Here is a 16341-nt window from a genome sequence, read left to right on the forward strand (position 1 = left end):
ATCAAATCCGTGGGCTATTGGGTGAATACGGTATTGTTATTCCTAAGGGCCGCGATCCGCTCAATCTTGCTCTACCTGAGCTACTAGAAGATGCCAATAACTCGTTAACCACCACCGCCCGTAGGTATATCAGAGAGTTACTCGATGAGTTATATGCCATCAATACTTCGATTTAATCACTGGAAAAAGAGATTCGACTACAGGCAAGAAATCATGAAGATACCAAGCGACTAACCGCTATACGAGGTGTCGCTGAAATTATTGCTACGGCGGCGGTATCGTTCGCTGGTGATGGTTCTGGGTATCAAAATGGTCGACATTTTTCGGCAAACTTGGGGCTGGTGCCAAAAGAGTTCTCAAGTGGTGGAAAACAGAAGCTGGGGGCAATTACCAAGCGGGGAAACAGCTATCTAAGGCGACAACTGATTCAAGGTGCTTGGTCTGTCATACGCTACGCCAATAATAACGACGACAGGTTATCTGTCTGGGCAAGAAAGGTCATCGAACGAAGAGGCAAACAAAAAGCTGCGGTAGCTGTGGCCAACAAGCTCGCCAGAATCATTTGGGCGATGCTGTATTACAAAACGGAGTACCGGCCTGGCTAAATAACAAAAACAATTACATACCCTAAAAACCGAACGCAATTAATGAAGTAACAGGTAATACCGGCCTTCGCAAATGCTGAGAGAGTACAAGGTGTTGTAACACCGAAGGGACGATAAGCAGCGAAGGCGCGGTTCTCATTAAGGCCAGAGCACGAAGATGCTCACAAACAGGTCGGATATACGTACGCAGTATTACTTTCTGTTACTCACAAAATGTTTGATCTATCCGAGGTGTCCATATATGACTCTCTGTAAAATAAAGAGGCGGCGTGTAGCAGATGTATCTGCACATGAGCCTGCCGCAGGTGATAGGTTGCCATGAAGGTGCGACCTTCAAAGAGGTTTACAAGTACCAAAGTTCTTTGCCGTTAAATTTACACATGTTATTGGGTTACTCGAAATGGGTCGATAATCCTCACCTAGGAAAGGCAACATCTCCATGAACCCCACCCCAAAATCAAAACTCGATAAAAACTGAGTTTCCGTTTTTTTGATCTAGCTCAATTTTTGTGAGCCTACTAACAAATCCCCACCCATTGGTTTATTCCTGGGGGAGAGCCTGCGATACTCAGGCCATCGACTCGTATCCCTTGCCTTAAATTGTGCGGAGCTCAATGGACAAGACCCTCGAAAAAGCCCTGGGACGCTGGCTCAAGAGCCAGAAATCGGCCTGTGGCGCCTACCTGAATCTGACCGTGTTGTTTGGTGTGCTGACCGGCTTCGCCCTGGTGGCTCAGGCCTATCTGCTGGCGACCATGCTCCATGGCTTGATCATCGAAAATCTGCCGCGAGAGGCGTTTACCAGCGAGTTTATCGCCCTAGTGGCGGTGATCGTGCTGCGCGCACTGCTGGCCTATGGCCGTGAGCGGATCAGCTTCAGGGCGGGGATGTTGCTGCGCAGTCATATCCGCCAGAGTGTGCTGGATAAGCTGGTGGAGCTGGGACCTGTATTTATCAAGGGGCGTCCGGCGGGGAGCTGGGCCAGTATAGTGCTGGAACAGGTGGAAGACCTTCACGATTTCTACGCTAAATACCTGCCGCAGATGATGCTGGCAGGCTTTATCCCCCTGACGATATTGGCCGTGGTGTTTCCCATAAACTGGGCGGCGGGCATCATATTGCTGGGCACCGCGCCGCTGATTCCCCTGTTTATGATCCTGGTGGGTATGGGCGCCGCCGATGCCAACCGTAAGAACTTCGGCGCCCTGTCACGCCTGAGCGGTCACTTCATGGACAGGCTACGAGGCATGAGCACCCTGCGGCTGTTTAACGTGGGTGAGCGGGAACAAAGCGCGATCGAGACTGCCTCAGAGGAGTTTCGCAGCGGCACCATGGCGGTGCTGCGCATGGCGTTTTTAAGCTCGGCGGTGCTTGAGTTCTTCGCCGCCGTCTCCATCGCCGTGCTGGCGGTCTATTTCGGATTCAGCTTTCTCGATCACCTCGACTTCGGTCACTACGGCGCCGGCATGACGCTATTTATCGGCCTGTTTGTACTGATTTTGGCTCCTGAGTTTTATCAGCCACTGCGTGACATGGGCACTCACTATCATGCTAAGGCGCAGGCTATAGGCGCCGCCGAGGCTTTAATGGAGCTGCTTAATCATCAAGGGGGTGAGCCTATTGATGCGCCGCGAACGACCTTTACTAGCGAAATGCCCTTGAGTATTAAGCTGCAAGGAGCTGAGGTGTTAAGCCCGGACGGTCAGGTGTTACTGGGGCCGTTAACGGCCGAACTGACCAGCGGCGAGCAAGTTGCCATCGTCGGGCCGAGCGGTGCGGGCAAGACCAGCCTGCTCAACATGTTACTGGGCTTCCTTGATTATCGCGGCAGCGTGCAGGTCAATGGCCAGGAGTTAAACAGCCTGGAGCGGGGCAGCTATCGCGCTCATCTGGCCTGGCTTGGGCAGGAGCCGCAGCTGTTTCACGGCAGAATACGCGACAACGTCGCCATGGGTAAACCCTTGAGCGATAAGCAGATTTTTAGCCTGCTGGACAGGGCGCACATAGGCGAGTTTGTCAGGGCTCAGCCTCTGGGGCTGGCGCATCCCATCGGCGAGCAGAGTAGCGGTGTCTCCGTCGGTCAGGCTCAGCGCCTCTGCCTGGCGAGGGCCTTGGGGCAGTCGGCTAAATTGTTTGTGCTCGACGAGCCGACCGCCAGCCTGGACAGCCATAGCGAGACAGCCGTGATGCAGGCGCTGATGGATGCGCGTCAGGGGGCCACCAGTGTGCTGGTGACCCATCGTCTGGATGCCCTCGAGGACGTGGATAAGATCTGGGTGCTGGATGGCGGCAGACTGGTGCAGCAGGGGGATTATCGCACCCTGATGGCCGAGCCCGGACTGTTTCGCGACTTGTGTCATCGACGGGAGGAGGCGTAATGAAACATCTGCTGCCCTTTATCAAGCTGTTTAGACGCCAGTGGCTGATGATGCTGGTGGGGCTGGTGCTGAGCCTGACCACCCTGGCGGCGGGAATAGGCTTGCTGTCGCTGTCGGGCTGGTTCCTGTCAGCCACAGCGGTCGCCGGCCTGAGCGTGGTGACCGCCCAGGCCTTTAACTATTTCACCCCAGCCGGTGGGGTGCGTTTCCTCTCTATCGCCCGCACCGCCAGCCGTTATGGCGAGCGTTTGGCCACCCACGAGGCCACCTTCCGCCTGCTGACACAACTGCGCACCTGGGCCTGGGGCAAGCTGATGCCTTTGAGCGCCAAGGATCTGAGCCATCTGCGCGGCGGTGATCTGCTCAATCGTCTGGTGAGCGACATCGACACCCTGGACCATCTCTATCTGAGGCTACTGACGCCGCTGTTGGCCTCGCTGCTGATGATTGCCGCCCTGTATGGCTTCCTCGCTTGGTTCGATAGCGAGCTGGCGCTGACCCTGTGCGGAGTGCTCTTGAGCCTCTGGTTTGTGCTGCCCCTGGTGTTTTATCGCCTGGGACACAGACCGGGTATCGCCCAGCTGGAGAGCCGACGTCAGTATCGGGTGCTGCTGCTGGAATATCTGCAGGGGCAGGCGGAGCTGACCCTGTTTGGCACCGAGAAGGCCTTTAGGGCCGAGCTAGACAATGCCCAGGCACGGCTGTTTGCCAGTCAGGCCACCATGACGGCGGTGACCGCCCTGAGCCAGGCGCTATTGATTCTGAGCCATGGCCTGGCCTTGGTGCTGCTCTGTTACCTCGCCGCCGATGGAGTGGGCGATAGCGTGCCGCCCGGGCCGCTGCTGGCGCTGGTGGTGTTTATGACGCTGGCCTGTATCGAGATGCTGATGCCGTTGGCAGGCGCCTTTCAGCACCTGTCGGCCTGCGTGCAGGCGGCCGAGCGGGTGAGCGATATTACCGAGCGTCGCCCGAGCATCGCCTTTGGTGACGAGGGTCAGCTGGCGGTGAGTCGCGGCGAGCTGGTCATCACGGATGTGAGCTTTGGTTATCAGCCAGGTCAGAAGGTGCTCGATGGCCTGAGCCTGACGGTGAAGCCGGGCGAGAAGCTGGCGCTGCTGGGGCAGACGGGCTGCGGCAAGTCGAGCCTGCTGTCGCTCATCACCCGGGAGTGGACGCCCGATGCGGGGACTCTCTTGCTCGATGGCCGCCCAATCGAAGATTACAGCGAACAGGCGCTGCGCCAGGCCATGACGGTAGTGAGCCAGCGTATCTATCTGTTTGCCGGCACGTTGCGCGACAACCTGACCCTGGCGCAATTTGAGCAGGCGCCGTCCCAGGGGAGCCGCAGCGAACGCAAGGCATGGCGTGAGGCCAACGATGCCAAGCTTATCGCCGTGCTCGAGCGTGTCGGGCTGGGGGCTTTAACTCAGGGCGACAAGCCGCTGGATAACTGGATAGGCGAGGGGGGCAGGCAGCTCTCCGGCGGTGAGCGCCGCCGTATCGGCGTGGCCAGGGCGCTTCTGCGTGACGCGCCCCTACTGCTGCTGGACGAGCCCACCGAGGGGCTGGATCAACGCACAGAGCGGGAGATCATGACGTTGCTGTTGGACTTTGCCAGTGATAAGACCATGGTGATGATCAGCCACCGTCTGACGGCCATGGATAAGATGGACAGCATCCACCTGATGGAGGCGGGTAAGATCCGCACCAGTGGTACACACCAAAATCTGCTGGCCCAGGATGGCCACTATGCCAGCCTGAACCGGGTATTGAGCTAGTTGTTTCTTAGTCCTTAGTCATTAGTCCTTAGTTCTTTTAGCCCTTGTTACGGATAATAAAAAAGCCAGTGGAGATCCACTGGCTTTTTTTGTCGAACGCTCAGACTGACGAGATTATTCGTCGCTGTCACCCAGAGAGAGCAGGGTAGCGTTACCGCCGATGGCGGTGATGTTGTTGGTACGTGTCTTCTCGGTCACGAAACGGGTCAGGTAGTGTGGACCACCGGCCTTAGGACCCGTGCCCGACAGGCCCTGGCCGCCGAACGGCTGCACGCCAACCACGGCGCCGATCTGGTTACGGTTGATGTAGACGTTACCCACGTTTACCTTGTCGGCCACTTCTAGCGCGTGACCTTCGTTACGGCTGTGGATCCCCAGGGTCAGACCGAAACCGGTAGAGTTGATGTCGTCGATCACCTTAGGCAGATCGGCCGCCTTGTAGCGGATCACGTGCAGGATAGGACCGAAGTGTTCCTTCTCCAGTACCTTGATAGAGTCGATTTCTACCGCGGTCGGTGCCACGAAGTGACCATTTTCCGTGCCTGCCGGCAACTCCAGCTGGTTGATCAGACGACCCACCTGCTTGATGTGGTCGATGTGGGCGTTGAGGTTCGCCTTGGCGGTGGCGTCGATAACCGGGCCGACATCCGTCTTCACCGAACCTGGGTTGCCTATGGTCAGCTCGTCCATGGCGCCCTTCATCACGTCGATCACGCGATCGGCGATATCTTCCTGTAGGTAGAGCACGCGCAGCGCCGAGCAGCGTTGACCGGCACTGGTGAAAGAAGAAGAAACTACATCGTTAACCACCTGCTCAGGCTGTGAAGTCGAGTCCACCACCATGGCGTTTTGACCACCCGTCTCGGCGATCAGCGGGATGATGGCACCATCGCGCTGGGCCAGGGTCAGGTTGATGCGCTTAGCGGTCACGGTCGAGCCGGTAAAGCAGACGCCGCCGATACGCTCATCGGCCGTAATGGTCGCGCCAACAGTCGCACCCGTGCCAGGCAGGAACTGCAGGGCTTCCTTAGGAATACCGGCCTCATGGGCTAGCTGCACCGCGCGGTAACCCACGATAGAGGTCTGCTCGGCAGGCTTGGCAACGACAGTGTTACCCGCCGCCAGCGCCGCAGTGACCTGACCGAGGAAGATTGCCAGCGGGAAGTTCCATGGGCTGATACAGACGAATACGCCGCGGCCCTGCAGGAATAGTTCGTTCAGCTCACCCGTTGGGCCAGGTAGCAGTTCTGGCTTGCCCATCATCTTCTTGGCTTGCACCGCGTAGTAACGACAGAAGTCGACCGCCTCGCGCACCTCGTCGATGCCGTCTTGAATGCTCTTGCCCGCTTCACGGGTACAGAGGACGATAAGCTCCTCACGGTTCTCTTCCAGCAGATCCGCCAGCTTCTGCAGCGCGTTGGCACGCACTTCTACCGGAGTCGAGCACCAGCTGCCGAAGGCGTTATGGGCACTGGCCAAGGCCTGTTCGATCGCCTGGTTGTTGGCGAAGGCAACCTTGCCGACGATCTGTGTGGTGTCATATGGGCTCTTCACCTCAATGGTGTCACCGCTGAGGGTTTCGCCATCGACGATTGGGCCGGCAGACCACTGCTGGTCTTTAAACTTGTCCAGTGCGGCGAAGAAAGGCTCAGATTCTGAGATGATGTTCATGTTGATTCCCTTGGAGTTTTTACGCTCGGCGCCGAAGATGTCGATCGGCTGAACGATTTTATTGTTGGCTAGGGTTTTATAGCTTTGTAGGGTCGTCAATGGGTGGACAACCAAAGATTCGATCGGTGTCTTAGGGTCGACCAGCTTGTGCACGAACGAGGTGTTGGCGCCGTTTTCCAGCAGGCGACGCACCAGGTAAGGCAGCAGATCTTTATGGGCACCCACAGGGGCGTAGATACGAACCGTGCTGACGCCGCTCTCGGCCAGCAGGGTGTCGTACAGCTCTTCGCCCATGCCGTGCAGGCGCTGGAACTCATACAGGCGATCGTCTGCCATGTCAGTGATGGCGGCAACGGTCTGGGCGTTGTGGCTGGCAAACTGCGGGTAGATGGCGCCGCGGGTGGCGTCAGACAGCAGGTAGCGTGCACAGGCCAGGTAAGACACGTCTGTGCCCGCCTTGCGGGTAAATAGCGGGTAGCCGCCTTCGCCGGCGACCTGAGCCCATTTGAGCTCGCTGTCCCAGTAGGCACCCTTGACCAGACGCACTGGGATCTCATCGCCCTGATCTTTGGCCAGGCGGGTGATCCAGCACAGCACAGGCAGGGCACGCTTAGAGTAGGCCTGAACCACTATGCCTAGCAGGCCCCAGCCCTTGGCGGCGTCTGAGTTATACAGCTTCTGGAACAGCTTGAGTGACAGCTCGAGACGGTCAACCTCTTCGGCATCGATAGAGACGCCCACGTTGAGGCTACGGGCCTGAGAGACCAGCTTGACCAGGGTGTCATACAGCTCGGTCATGGTTCTGTCTTCGTTGGCCACCTCATAGCGAGGGTGCAGCGCAGACAGCTTGATAGAGATGGTCGGGCGTGGCGCCTCGCTCTCATCGTACTGCTGAGCGCCCAGTGCCGCGATGGCGTTGGAGTAATCCTGGTAGTATTTCTGCGCGTCTTTCATGGTCAGGGCCGCTTCGCCCAGCATGTCGTAGCTGTGGGTGTAGCCCAGCTTGCGCTTGTCGGTACTGTTCTTCAGCGCCTCTTGCACAGTGCGGCCAAGGACGAACTGCTTACCCATGATCTTCATCGCGGCTAGCATGGCCTGACGGATCACTGGCTCACCCAGGCGATTGACCAGACGGTTCAGCAGGCTGCTTGGCTTGCCATCGATATTCTTGTCCAGGGAGATGATCTTACCCGTGAGCATCAGGCCCCAGGTAGAGGCATTGACCAGGGTCGAGTCACTCTTGCTCAGGTGCTCGTCCCATTTGGCGCCGGAGAGCTTATCGTCGATCAGTGCGTCGGCGGTGGCGGCGTCAGGGATACGCAGCAGGGCTTCGGCCAGACACATGAGGATGATCCCCTCTTGGGTCTCCAGGCTGTACTGTTGCAGGAAGGCGTCGATACCGACCATGAGTCCCTTCTTGTCGTATTGACGCACCTTGTGTACCAGGTCATGGGCACGCTTGGTAATACGTTGAATCTCTTCGTCGCTCGAGGGAACAAGCTTAATCAGTTCAGAGAGGTATTGCTCTTCGTCGACAATATAGTTGTTGGTGATCGCTGTAAATAGCTCATCTAGGGTAGCTGAGTCGTAACGACCAGTCAGAACTTCACTTGCTTTGAACATAGTAATCACTTCCACCTGGACCTAAATAGGGACAGTTTTGGCTTGAACAAAAGGTAAGTTTTCAGGCGTTTAGTATTATTTTTGTATACAATCTGGCGCCTTTCGCGCGCCGATTATACATCCAAAATGTGATGAGGGACACTCTTGTGTGGGTGAATGTGACCTTTGTTTGATCTCGTCCGGCCAGAAGGCGCGCAACGCCACTGTTTATCGGGCCTGCGGGCCTGAGACCTTGGTCAATATAGTGGGAGCTTTATCGGCATTTCAGGCATAAAAAAGCCAGGGACTCGGCCCTGGCTCATGCTATTCGCTCGCGCTTGTGTTGCGGGAACTACCAGCGGTTCTTCTGGCGACGACGTGGACGCGGCAGATAGACCAGGATAACCCCGATAAGCACACCGATACCGGCGATCATGCCGCCCTGTTTCATCAGCTCGAAGCGCTCATCATTCTTCAGACGAGTCAGCTCGCGGGTGGCACTGTCGCGCTCGCTCGAGGCCTTGGCCAGGGACTCTTCGGCGTTGGCCAGCTGTGAGCGTAGCTGACGGATCAACTGAGCGCTGCTGTCGCTCTCGTTGGTGATGCTCTCAAGGTCTGCCTTTACCTTGGCGAGTTCGGCCTGAACTTCGGGTAGCTGTACGCGGAAGCTCTTGCCTGAGTCCAGCATCTTGCTGTCGACCCAGCCTTCGCGGCCCTTGTGGTCGACTACCTTGGCGTAGTCGTTTTGCATCTCACCCAGGTAGGTCACCGGCTGACCGGCTTCGACGCTGCCCAGAATACGGTATTGGGTGCCCGGACCCCCGTGAATGAAGGTGTAGACGTTATCTGAGATATAACGTGTCTGCTCTGCCGCCATCAGGGTCGATGACACTAGCATCATGGCGAGAATAGATAGGAGTCTTAACACTTTGAGTTCTCTTCAGCGAAATATTGGCACATGCTAGGGATTTAGCCACATATTTGCAAGTGCAACATGGGAAGTGTTACCAGGAATTAATCTTTGTAGTGGGTAAGTGTGGCAGACAAGTTGCACAGAAAAGATAAGCCCGAAAGGCATGGCTAAAAGCCGAGGTAAATGAAAACAAAAAAGGAAGCCTTGAGGCTTCCTTTTACTTTTCTTATCCATAGGGCTTAGCTTAGCTAAAGATACCCTTGATCATGAAGAAGAAGATGATCGACAGACCCGCGCCCGCAGGCAGTGTCACGACCCAAGAGACCACGATGTTGCGGACCACGCCTATGTTGATGGCGGCGATACCACGTGCCATACCCACACCTAACACGGCACCGACCAGTGTCTGAGTGGTCGAGATTGGCAGGCCAGTACCCGAGGCGATAACCACGGTAGAGGCGGCAGCCAGCTCGGCGGCAAAACCACGGCTCGGTGTCAGGTGAGTGATGTTCTTACCGATAGTCTGCATTACGCGCTTACCGAAGATAGCCAGACCCATGACGATACCGAAGGCACCCAGAGGTAGGATCCACCAAACCAGTTCTGCCTTGCTGGCGATCTCGCCACCGCTATTTACCACAGAGACCACTGCGGCTAGCGGGCCAATAGCGTTAGCGACATCGTTAGAACCGTGGGCGAACGCCATACAACAAGCGGTCACAACCATCAGGATAGCGAATACCTTTTCCACGTTGCCAAACTGTGTCTGACGATCGGCGCTCTGGCTCATCTTTAGACGTTTGATGGCAATCATGCCGCCTATGCCAACCAGGATAGCGATGAAGATAGCCAATGAGTAGGCTTCGACGTTGCTAAAGTGCAGACCCACGTGCTTCAGACCCTTCTTGATGGTCACCAGCGACATGACGAAACCTGCCATTGCCATGTAGAAAGGCACATAACGCTTAGCGTTTTCCAGCGGGTTGTCAGTGTTGAAGATCAGCTTCTGCACGCTTTGGAAGATGGTAAAGGCGATAAAGCCTGAGATCGCCGGGGTGATGACCCATGATCCCACGATACCCAATACCTTGCTCCAGGCAACAGAATCGGCGCTCACACCTACGGCGGCGAAACCTACGATGGCGCCAACGATAGAGTGAGTGGTCGATACCGGCCAGCCCAGTGCTGACGCCACAACCAGCCAGATACCGGCAGCCAGTAGCGCCGAGATCATGCCGTATACCAGCAGCTCAGGTGAGTCGACGAAATAGGCCGAATCGATGATCCCTTTACGGATCGTGCTGGTCACTTCCCCGCCTGCGAGGTACGCGCCGGCAAATTCGAAGATCATCGCGATGATGATCGCTTGTTTAATGGTGATCGCGTTTGAACCTACTGAGGTCCCCATAGCATTAGCGACATCGTTTGCGCCAATACCCCACGCCATTAAAAATCCAAATGCAGCCGCAATGGCGATCAGCCACGGGCCATTGGTGATTAATACATCAACCATGTTGATACCTTGATAACTTTGTTTTTAGACGCGAGCTAACATTAGCTCTAGGCGGGAACCGACACGCTCGGCAAGATCTGCCAAGTCTCCAACCCACTCAATTATCTTATAGAGGAACATCACATCCACAGGGTTTAGATCATTTTCGATGCTAAACAGCTGACGACGGATTTTGATTTGAAGATCGTCTGTGTCCTCTTCAATTTTGTCGAGTTCAACGATCATTTTAGCGACAAGATCGACTTCACGGCCTCTGAAACCTGTTTCGAGCAGGTCATCGAGTTCGTTGATGGCTTGCTTAGCCTGTGCTACTGCATCGAGACAGCGGGTCAGGTAGGCACTGAAGGTATCTTGAATTGCTTCTGGGACAAGTAGTTGACGGCCGATGATACGACCCGAAATGTCTTTCGCCTTGTTGGCGATCTTATCTTGCTGGGTAAGTAGCTCCAGTAAGTCAGTTCTTTCAACTGGCATAAACAGGCCGCCGGGAAGCGTTAAGCGGATTTCACGCTTGAGTTCGTCTGCTTCACGTTCTGCTTGGCTGATTTGCTTACGGAGTTGAACCGCTTTGTCCCAGTCACCTGCGACAGTAGCGTCAAAAAATGGTACAAGAATCGAGGCACAATCGTGCACCTTATCGATATGATCTTGTAATGGTTTAATTGGCGATTTTGCAAACACGCCCAAAATAGAGTTTACTGGCATTGCCGTGTACCTATTTAGGTTATTCCACTGTTGGAAAATGCGGGCGCATGTTAACCCAAGCGTCCACGTATTGAAACTGCGTTTTTATATAAAAACTGACAGTTTTTATTCTAACGAGTTATATATAAACTGCAATGCGAGATACTAATGGCCGATTATGACATTAATATGACATTGTGAAATTTTCATTAAAGTATAATGACACCTTCATTACAGTTCCGAATTCTAGATTAAAAAAGTGAGCAGCTGGCGAATGGAAGCCGAGATAGAGCTAAAACTATTTTTCCCCGAAAACAAACGCGAAGCCTTGGTATCACTGCTTAACAGTCTACCCCATAGCGATGCAAAAGGCGCGGTTCATCTAAGCAACAGTTATTACGATACTCAAGATCTGCAGCTCAGACGCTGGGACATGGGGCTGCGTATTCGTGGCCGCGACGGTCAATTTGAGCAGACCATCAAGACGGCCGGCACCGTGGTGGGCGGGGTGCACTCCCGCCCCGAGTACAATATTGATATCGATCAAGCAAAGGTTAATTTGTCGCTATTCCCTGGTGATATCTGGCCAGCAGGCGCCGATATTGGCGCGGTGCAGGCTGAGTTGGTGTCGCTGTTCGATACCGACTTTACCCGCATGAGCTGGCATATCTATCTCGACGAGAGCCTGGTCGAGGTGGCGCTGGATATCGGCAGCATTAGCGCCAACGGCCAGTGTGAGCCCATCTGCGAGCTGGAGTTTGAGTTGCTGGCGGGCGATGCCCAGGCCCTGTTGGCATTGGCCGAGCGGGTGACAGAGCAGATCCCGGCGCGGCTCGGGCGAGCCAGCAAGGCGCAGCGGGGCTATCGTCTGGCGGCCATGGCCAGCCCCCTGCAGCTAGATACCCTGGCCTTTATCGCCTTGCCACAGAAGGGGACTCCGAAACAGGCCCTGATGACCCTGCTGGAAACCGGCCTAGATCGCTGGCAGCTGCTGGAGGAGATGCTACTGGAATCCCGTCAGGCGGCGCGCCAGCTTCCCCTGCTGGGCTACCGTCTGCGCGCCTGTATTCGCCTGTTGCGCTGCACGCTGGCGCAGTTTGCCCTGTTGGATGACCCCCTGCTAGAGGCCTTCGCTGCCATAGAGTCTCAGCTAAGCTTCGTCGATAAGGGGCTGAGCCTGTGTGAGCTACTGGATGGCGATGGCGCCCTGTTGGGTAATCTGAGTGAGTCAGAGCCTCTACTGGCGGCGGTGCGCCAGCAGCTGGCTGGGCTCGATATGGCGCGGCAGATAGATGCCATGCTGGCGGATGTGACCTATGGTCAGTTGCAGGTGCGTCTGGTGAGTCTGCTGATGGCGGTCAATGCCGGGCTGGTGTATATCGGTGAGCAGCAGAGTCTGCAGGCCTTCGCCGATCAATTACAGGAAGCCTCCTGGCAGCGAATCGTCGATCTCATGCCTTCCAATGCCGAGCTGAGCAGCGAAGATTATCAGTCTTTTGCCAAGGCGCTGGATGAGAGCATCCTGGTCGGGGTCGCCTATGGGGAGCTGTACAAGCACAAGTCGCGGGATCTGTTTCGCGCGCCCTGGCAAGATCTTGTGTTAGGCATACGTACCCTGGGGGCCTACCGTTGCCTGAGGGAAACCGCTACCACCCAGGGGCTGGAGATAGCCGACTGGTTGGATAGCAAGGAGCAGAGCCTGCTGTTTGCCATGGAGCATTCGCGCCGCTCGGCACTTAAGGTGCAGCCCTACTGGCGATAACTGTCCAGCAGGGCTATCACTCCAACAGGGGCATCACTCAACGTATGACTCGGCGCAATTGCCCTGAGTCATACGTTACTTATTTTTCTCATTTAACTGCTGCTTTAGCGTCGCAATTTCCGAAAGCAGTGTCTCCTGATTCTTCTCCATTCGCTGCAGTACCATCTCTAACTCATCACGCATCTGTTGGCTCTGGGCCTCCTGTCGCTGCTTGCTGTCGGGGGCGATGAAGATGGACGCCATGTAACCCGAGATCACCCCGAAGAAGCTTACGCCACAGATGATCACCAGGCCGCCGATGAAGTGACCCACTGTGGTGACAGGATAGTAGTCGCCATAGCCCACGGTGGAGATAGTCACCAGCGCCCACCAGATGGCGTTTTCGGCTGTGTTGATATTGGCGTTGGGTTCGCCGCTCTCCACCAGGAGGATCATCACCGAGGCCAGGGTGAGTATGGTGACCATGGCCACTAACAGGCTGGCCAGCGTGGTCTCCTGACGCTGACGCATCAGGGGGATAAGGATAGAGCGCGTCATGCGGATCAGGCGGATCACCCGCAGGATCTGGAAGAAACGGGCTAGCCTCAATGCCTCGATGGCGGGGATGCTGGCCACCAGATCGATCCAGTGATGCCTGAAGTAGTCGCGCTTGTCTTCGGCGCGAAATAGGTTAACAAAGAAGTAGCTGATGAAGATGATGCAGATGCTGGTGTCGACGAAGAAGAGCAGCCGGCGGGTCTCGTCATCCAGCTTGGCGAAGGTCAACATGAGTACCACGATGACTGACAGCAGGGAGAGCAGCATCATCGCCAGCTCGAAGGGAGTGGGGTTTTGGTTGATGGGCAGAAGCCAGCGCTTTCTATCGATCATGATATCGATTCCTTTTTGGCCGCGGCGCTCAAGCCGAATTTCCCTGTGAGTCGCCCTAAAATAGTATACAGCCCATGATCTTATTCGTTTTTGTCGACAAAATGAACCAGGTCATCCAACACGCGGCGTTTTATTTCCAGCTGCTCATCGGCGGACAGGCCATATTTTTCGGCCAGTTGCTGATAATCTTCCGAGCTGAGAGAGACGGTGAGGCGTGGGCGCTTAGGGCGCTTGGTGGTGGCCAGCCCAAGTATGCTGCGGATCTGATCCGAGGGGCTCACCCCGGCATCTAACGCCGCCTTGCGGATGGAGTATTGAAACTTCTCGTCCAGGTCGAAGGCGACCTGGGTGGCCTTGGCGGCTTTCTGATTCTGCTGCCACTGTTCGGGAAGCAGCTTCTTATTCTTGCTCATTAGTTTGCCTTAAGGTGCTGTGGATCTCACAAAGTGGCCGGCAACACCGCCCTGTGTTGTTTATAGCTGTCCCGGCCAATATTGGCGAATGTCGCTCAGGGGACGGTAGAGGGTGAGGCTGACATCTGTGTCGCCCCCTTCATACACCTCGACCTCGACGGCGCGGTTTTCCTCTTCATCCAGCAGCAGATAGCTCTCGAATGGCTCGCCCGAGGTCATCCCCTCGTCTTGGGGTGGACGCATACCGCGATAATCGGCGCGGTGGAAATAGCCAAACTGGGCGAAGTTGACCTGATGATAGCGCTCGCCCAGCCATCCCATGAGGGCGGCAGGGGTCTCCTTAACCTCGAGTTCGGCGTGGCTATCCTCTTCGAAGATCTCGCTAAAGGCGTCCAGATCGAACAGCTGCTCTACCTGGCTGCGGGGGATCTTGATGGAGAAGGCCAGATAGGTTTCATCGTCTTCATCCAGAGACAGGCAGAGGCTGTCGTTGCCGTGGCCCTTGAGTACCCACTCGCACTGCTGTTTGCGCTGATATTCGTAGGTGTTGATCCCCTCGACTCTCAGCTGTTGACCGCGCAGTTGCTCGGGCAGGGCGAAGCTGTCATCCAGGCTGATGATGTCGCCTTTTTGTAGATGATTAGGATGGTTGAGTTGGCGCTTGGGCGCCTCTTTCTTACCAAACAATCCTTTTAAGAATCCCATGAACTACCCTCGAGAAGAATAATGGTTGATACCAATCCTAGTAAATCACTGATCATGCTGGCTTGTTAAAACCTTCGATAACTACTTATCGAAAAATCCAGCCTCGTTAGCAAGCGTTTTCCTGCGCCATTGAAGAACGCTTACCGTGATTGGCATAAAAGCACCTTGGGCTGGGCCGCAAGGTGCTTTGATTCGGCTAGTCGCCTATGACTTACTTACGTGCCTTGAGGCGATCCAGTACCGCGTTGGCATTGGACTTCTGCTCGCCGATACCGGCCTCGGCCAGTTTGGCCTGTAGCGACTTGTCGCTGTTCTCGTCGGCCAGAGTTTCGGCGGCCTTGAGGCGGTCGTCGAACTGCTGCTGACGCGCCTTGATGCGTTCCAAAGAGTCCTTGGCGTTCAGCAGTTTAGAGTTGCTGCTGGCGAAGGAATCTGTGATGGTCGCCGTGGCCTTCTGCACGCTTTCCGTGGTCTTGACCATGCTGAGCTGACGCTGATAGTCGGCTAGCTGACGCTCTGTCTTGCGTACCAGGTCTTTCAGACGGGCGGCGTGGGCGCTAAAGTTGTCGTTGGCGCTCTGGTGCTCGGCAAGCTCCTGCTCAAGCTGGGCGATCTTCTCGGCCACTTCCAGGGCCAGGGCTTCGTTTTCCTTCTCCAGCGCCTGGGTCGCATAGCCTTCGTGCTCGGCGATGGCGCGCTTGAGGCGATCTACCTCGCGGCTGGCTTGCATCTCTTTGGCCATGACGTCGGTCAGCTCGCGCTTGGCCTTGGTCAGGTGTTTCTCTGCGTCACGGATCTCTTGTTCGAAGATGCGTGTCGAGTTGGCGTCGACTATGCTCTGGCCAACTTCGGTGGCACCACCGCGAAAGGCGGTGAGGATCTTGTTCAGTATGCCCATAATATGACTCCTCTTGGGGTAATGGCGTCGCCTTCTGCGTGGACCATTACATGACTAAATTGGTTAGCGGTTACTTTAAGAAATCGGCCAGCTCGTCGATCACTTCCAGACAGTTGTCGGACAGTACTGACAGCTCTTGCTCTATCTCTAACATGCTCGATTGCACAGATAGGGCACCATAGGCCACATACTTGTCGTCGACCTTAGCAAAGGAGGACAGTGGCATAGGGATGTTGAGTTCGAGCATGGTTTCAAACATCTCGCTGCGACGTTCTTGCTTAACTTCGTCTTCGCCCCACAGGTAGCTGATGCACAGGATTTGGTTGTCCGTTACCGATACAAACACAGGGATCTCTTCGCGCCCCACAACGTTGACTTGTAGTACTTCGACGTCGCCATCTATGGGATAGCAGTCGAACTGAAAGCCGGTGTGGCTGTTGTCGCCAAGTGCATTGAGGTGGTTGGCAATGTTGTGAATGTTCATATTTATCCTCTTTGACATATTATGTCTGCGATTAAAGATAGCACTGCGACATAATATGTCAAGCG

12 protein-coding genes and 1 pseudogene are annotated in these 16341 nt (G+C 55.6%); 4 read left to right on the plus strand and 9 right to left on the minus strand.

Annotated elements, in window-relative coordinates; translation table 11 throughout:
- The 3 genes and pseudogenes from L1D47_RS12675 to cydC all read left to right on the plus strand — a co-directional run.
- Nucleotides 1–605 (plus strand): annotated as a pseudogene (locus L1D47_RS12675) (IS110 family transposase); the annotation flags it as partial.
- Between the two features lie 614 nt (nucleotides 606–1219).
- A complete protein-coding gene (cydD, locus tag L1D47_RS12680; RefSeq protein WP_239885307.1) occupies nucleotides 1220–2983 on the plus strand; it encodes a cysteine/glutathione ABC transporter permease/ATP-binding protein CydD in 1764 nt (587 codons plus the stop codon).
- A complete protein-coding gene (gene cydC, locus L1D47_RS12685; protein ID WP_239885309.1) occupies nucleotides 2983–4761 on the plus strand; it encodes a cysteine/glutathione ABC transporter ATP-binding protein/permease CydC in 1779 nt (592 codons plus the stop codon). Before cydD ends, cydC begins: the two co-directional genes overlap by 1 nt.
- Before the next feature lie 114 nt (nucleotides 4762–4875).
- On the opposite strand, the gene putA is transcribed toward cydC, so the two are convergent.
- The 4 genes from putA to L1D47_RS12705 all read right to left on the minus strand — a co-directional run bounded on the left by putA (nucleotide 4876) and on the right by L1D47_RS12705 (nucleotide 11165).
- The gene (gene putA, locus L1D47_RS12690; protein WP_239885311.1) at nucleotides 4876–8055 is read right to left on the minus strand and encodes a bifunctional proline dehydrogenase/L-glutamate gamma-semialdehyde dehydrogenase PutA; all 3180 of its coding nucleotides are present in this window, start codon (nucleotides 8053–8055) and stop codon (nucleotides 4876–4878) included.
- Nucleotides 8056–8386: 331 nt separating this feature from the next.
- Nucleotides 8387–8935, minus strand: coding sequence for a TIGR04211 family SH3 domain-containing protein (locus L1D47_RS12695; protein ID WP_041508407.1), 549 nt, complete (start codon nucleotides 8933–8935; stop codon nucleotides 8387–8389).
- 256 nt (nucleotides 8936–9191) lie between these two features.
- The gene (locus tag L1D47_RS12700; RefSeq protein ID WP_239885313.1) at nucleotides 9192–10460 is read right to left on the minus strand and encodes an inorganic phosphate transporter; all 1269 of its coding nucleotides are present in this window, start codon (nucleotides 10458–10460) and stop codon (nucleotides 9192–9194) included.
- Nucleotides 10461–10484: 24 nt separating this feature from the next.
- On the minus strand, nucleotides 10485–11165 hold the full coding sequence (locus L1D47_RS12705; RefSeq protein WP_041508409.1) for a TIGR00153 family protein: 681 nt from the start codon (nucleotides 11163–11165) through the stop codon (nucleotides 10485–10487).
- Nucleotides 11166–11418: 253 nt separating this feature from the next.
- Here L1D47_RS12705 and L1D47_RS12710 point away from each other — a divergent pair, with 253 nt between their 5' ends.
- Nucleotides 11419–12906, plus strand: coding sequence for a CYTH domain-containing protein (locus tag L1D47_RS12710; RefSeq protein WP_239885315.1), 1488 nt, complete (start codon nucleotides 11419–11421; stop codon nucleotides 12904–12906).
- 75 nt (nucleotides 12907–12981) lie between these two features.
- Here L1D47_RS12710 and L1D47_RS12715 read toward each other — a convergent pair whose 3' ends face one another.
- From L1D47_RS12715 to L1D47_RS12735, 5 genes are all read right to left on the minus strand, one after another.
- Nucleotides 12982–13776 carry an ion transporter gene (locus L1D47_RS12715; protein ID WP_041508411.1) on the minus strand — a complete coding sequence of 265 codons (795 nt, stop codon included), beginning with the start codon at nucleotides 13774–13776 and terminating at the stop codon, nucleotides 12982–12984.
- A gap of 80 nt (nucleotides 13777–13856) precedes the next feature.
- On the minus strand, nucleotides 13857–14189 hold the full coding sequence (locus tag L1D47_RS12720; protein ID WP_239885317.1) for a hypothetical protein: 333 nt from the start codon (nucleotides 14187–14189) through the stop codon (nucleotides 13857–13859).
- A gap of 60 nt (nucleotides 14190–14249) precedes the next feature.
- Nucleotides 14250–14894 (minus strand): DUF4178 domain-containing protein, encoded by a 645-nt coding sequence (locus tag L1D47_RS12725; protein ID WP_239852562.1) that lies wholly within the window; start codon nucleotides 14892–14894, stop codon nucleotides 14250–14252.
- A gap of 211 nt (nucleotides 14895–15105) precedes the next feature.
- Nucleotides 15106–15792, minus strand: a complete 687-nt coding sequence (locus L1D47_RS12730; protein ID WP_041508414.1) for a PspA/IM30 family protein — start codon at nucleotides 15790–15792, stop codon at nucleotides 15106–15108.
- 70 nt (nucleotides 15793–15862) lie between these two features.
- Complete coding sequence (locus L1D47_RS12735) at nucleotides 15863–16276, minus strand: DUF2170 family protein (protein ID WP_239885319.1); 414 nt, start codon at nucleotides 16274–16276, stop codon at nucleotides 15863–15865.
- Nucleotides 16277–16341 lie beyond the last annotated feature (65 nt).

Source organism: Shewanella sp. Isolate7, from assembly GCF_022398425.1.
Classification (GTDB): domain Bacteria; phylum Pseudomonadota; class Gammaproteobacteria; order Enterobacterales; family Shewanellaceae; genus Shewanella.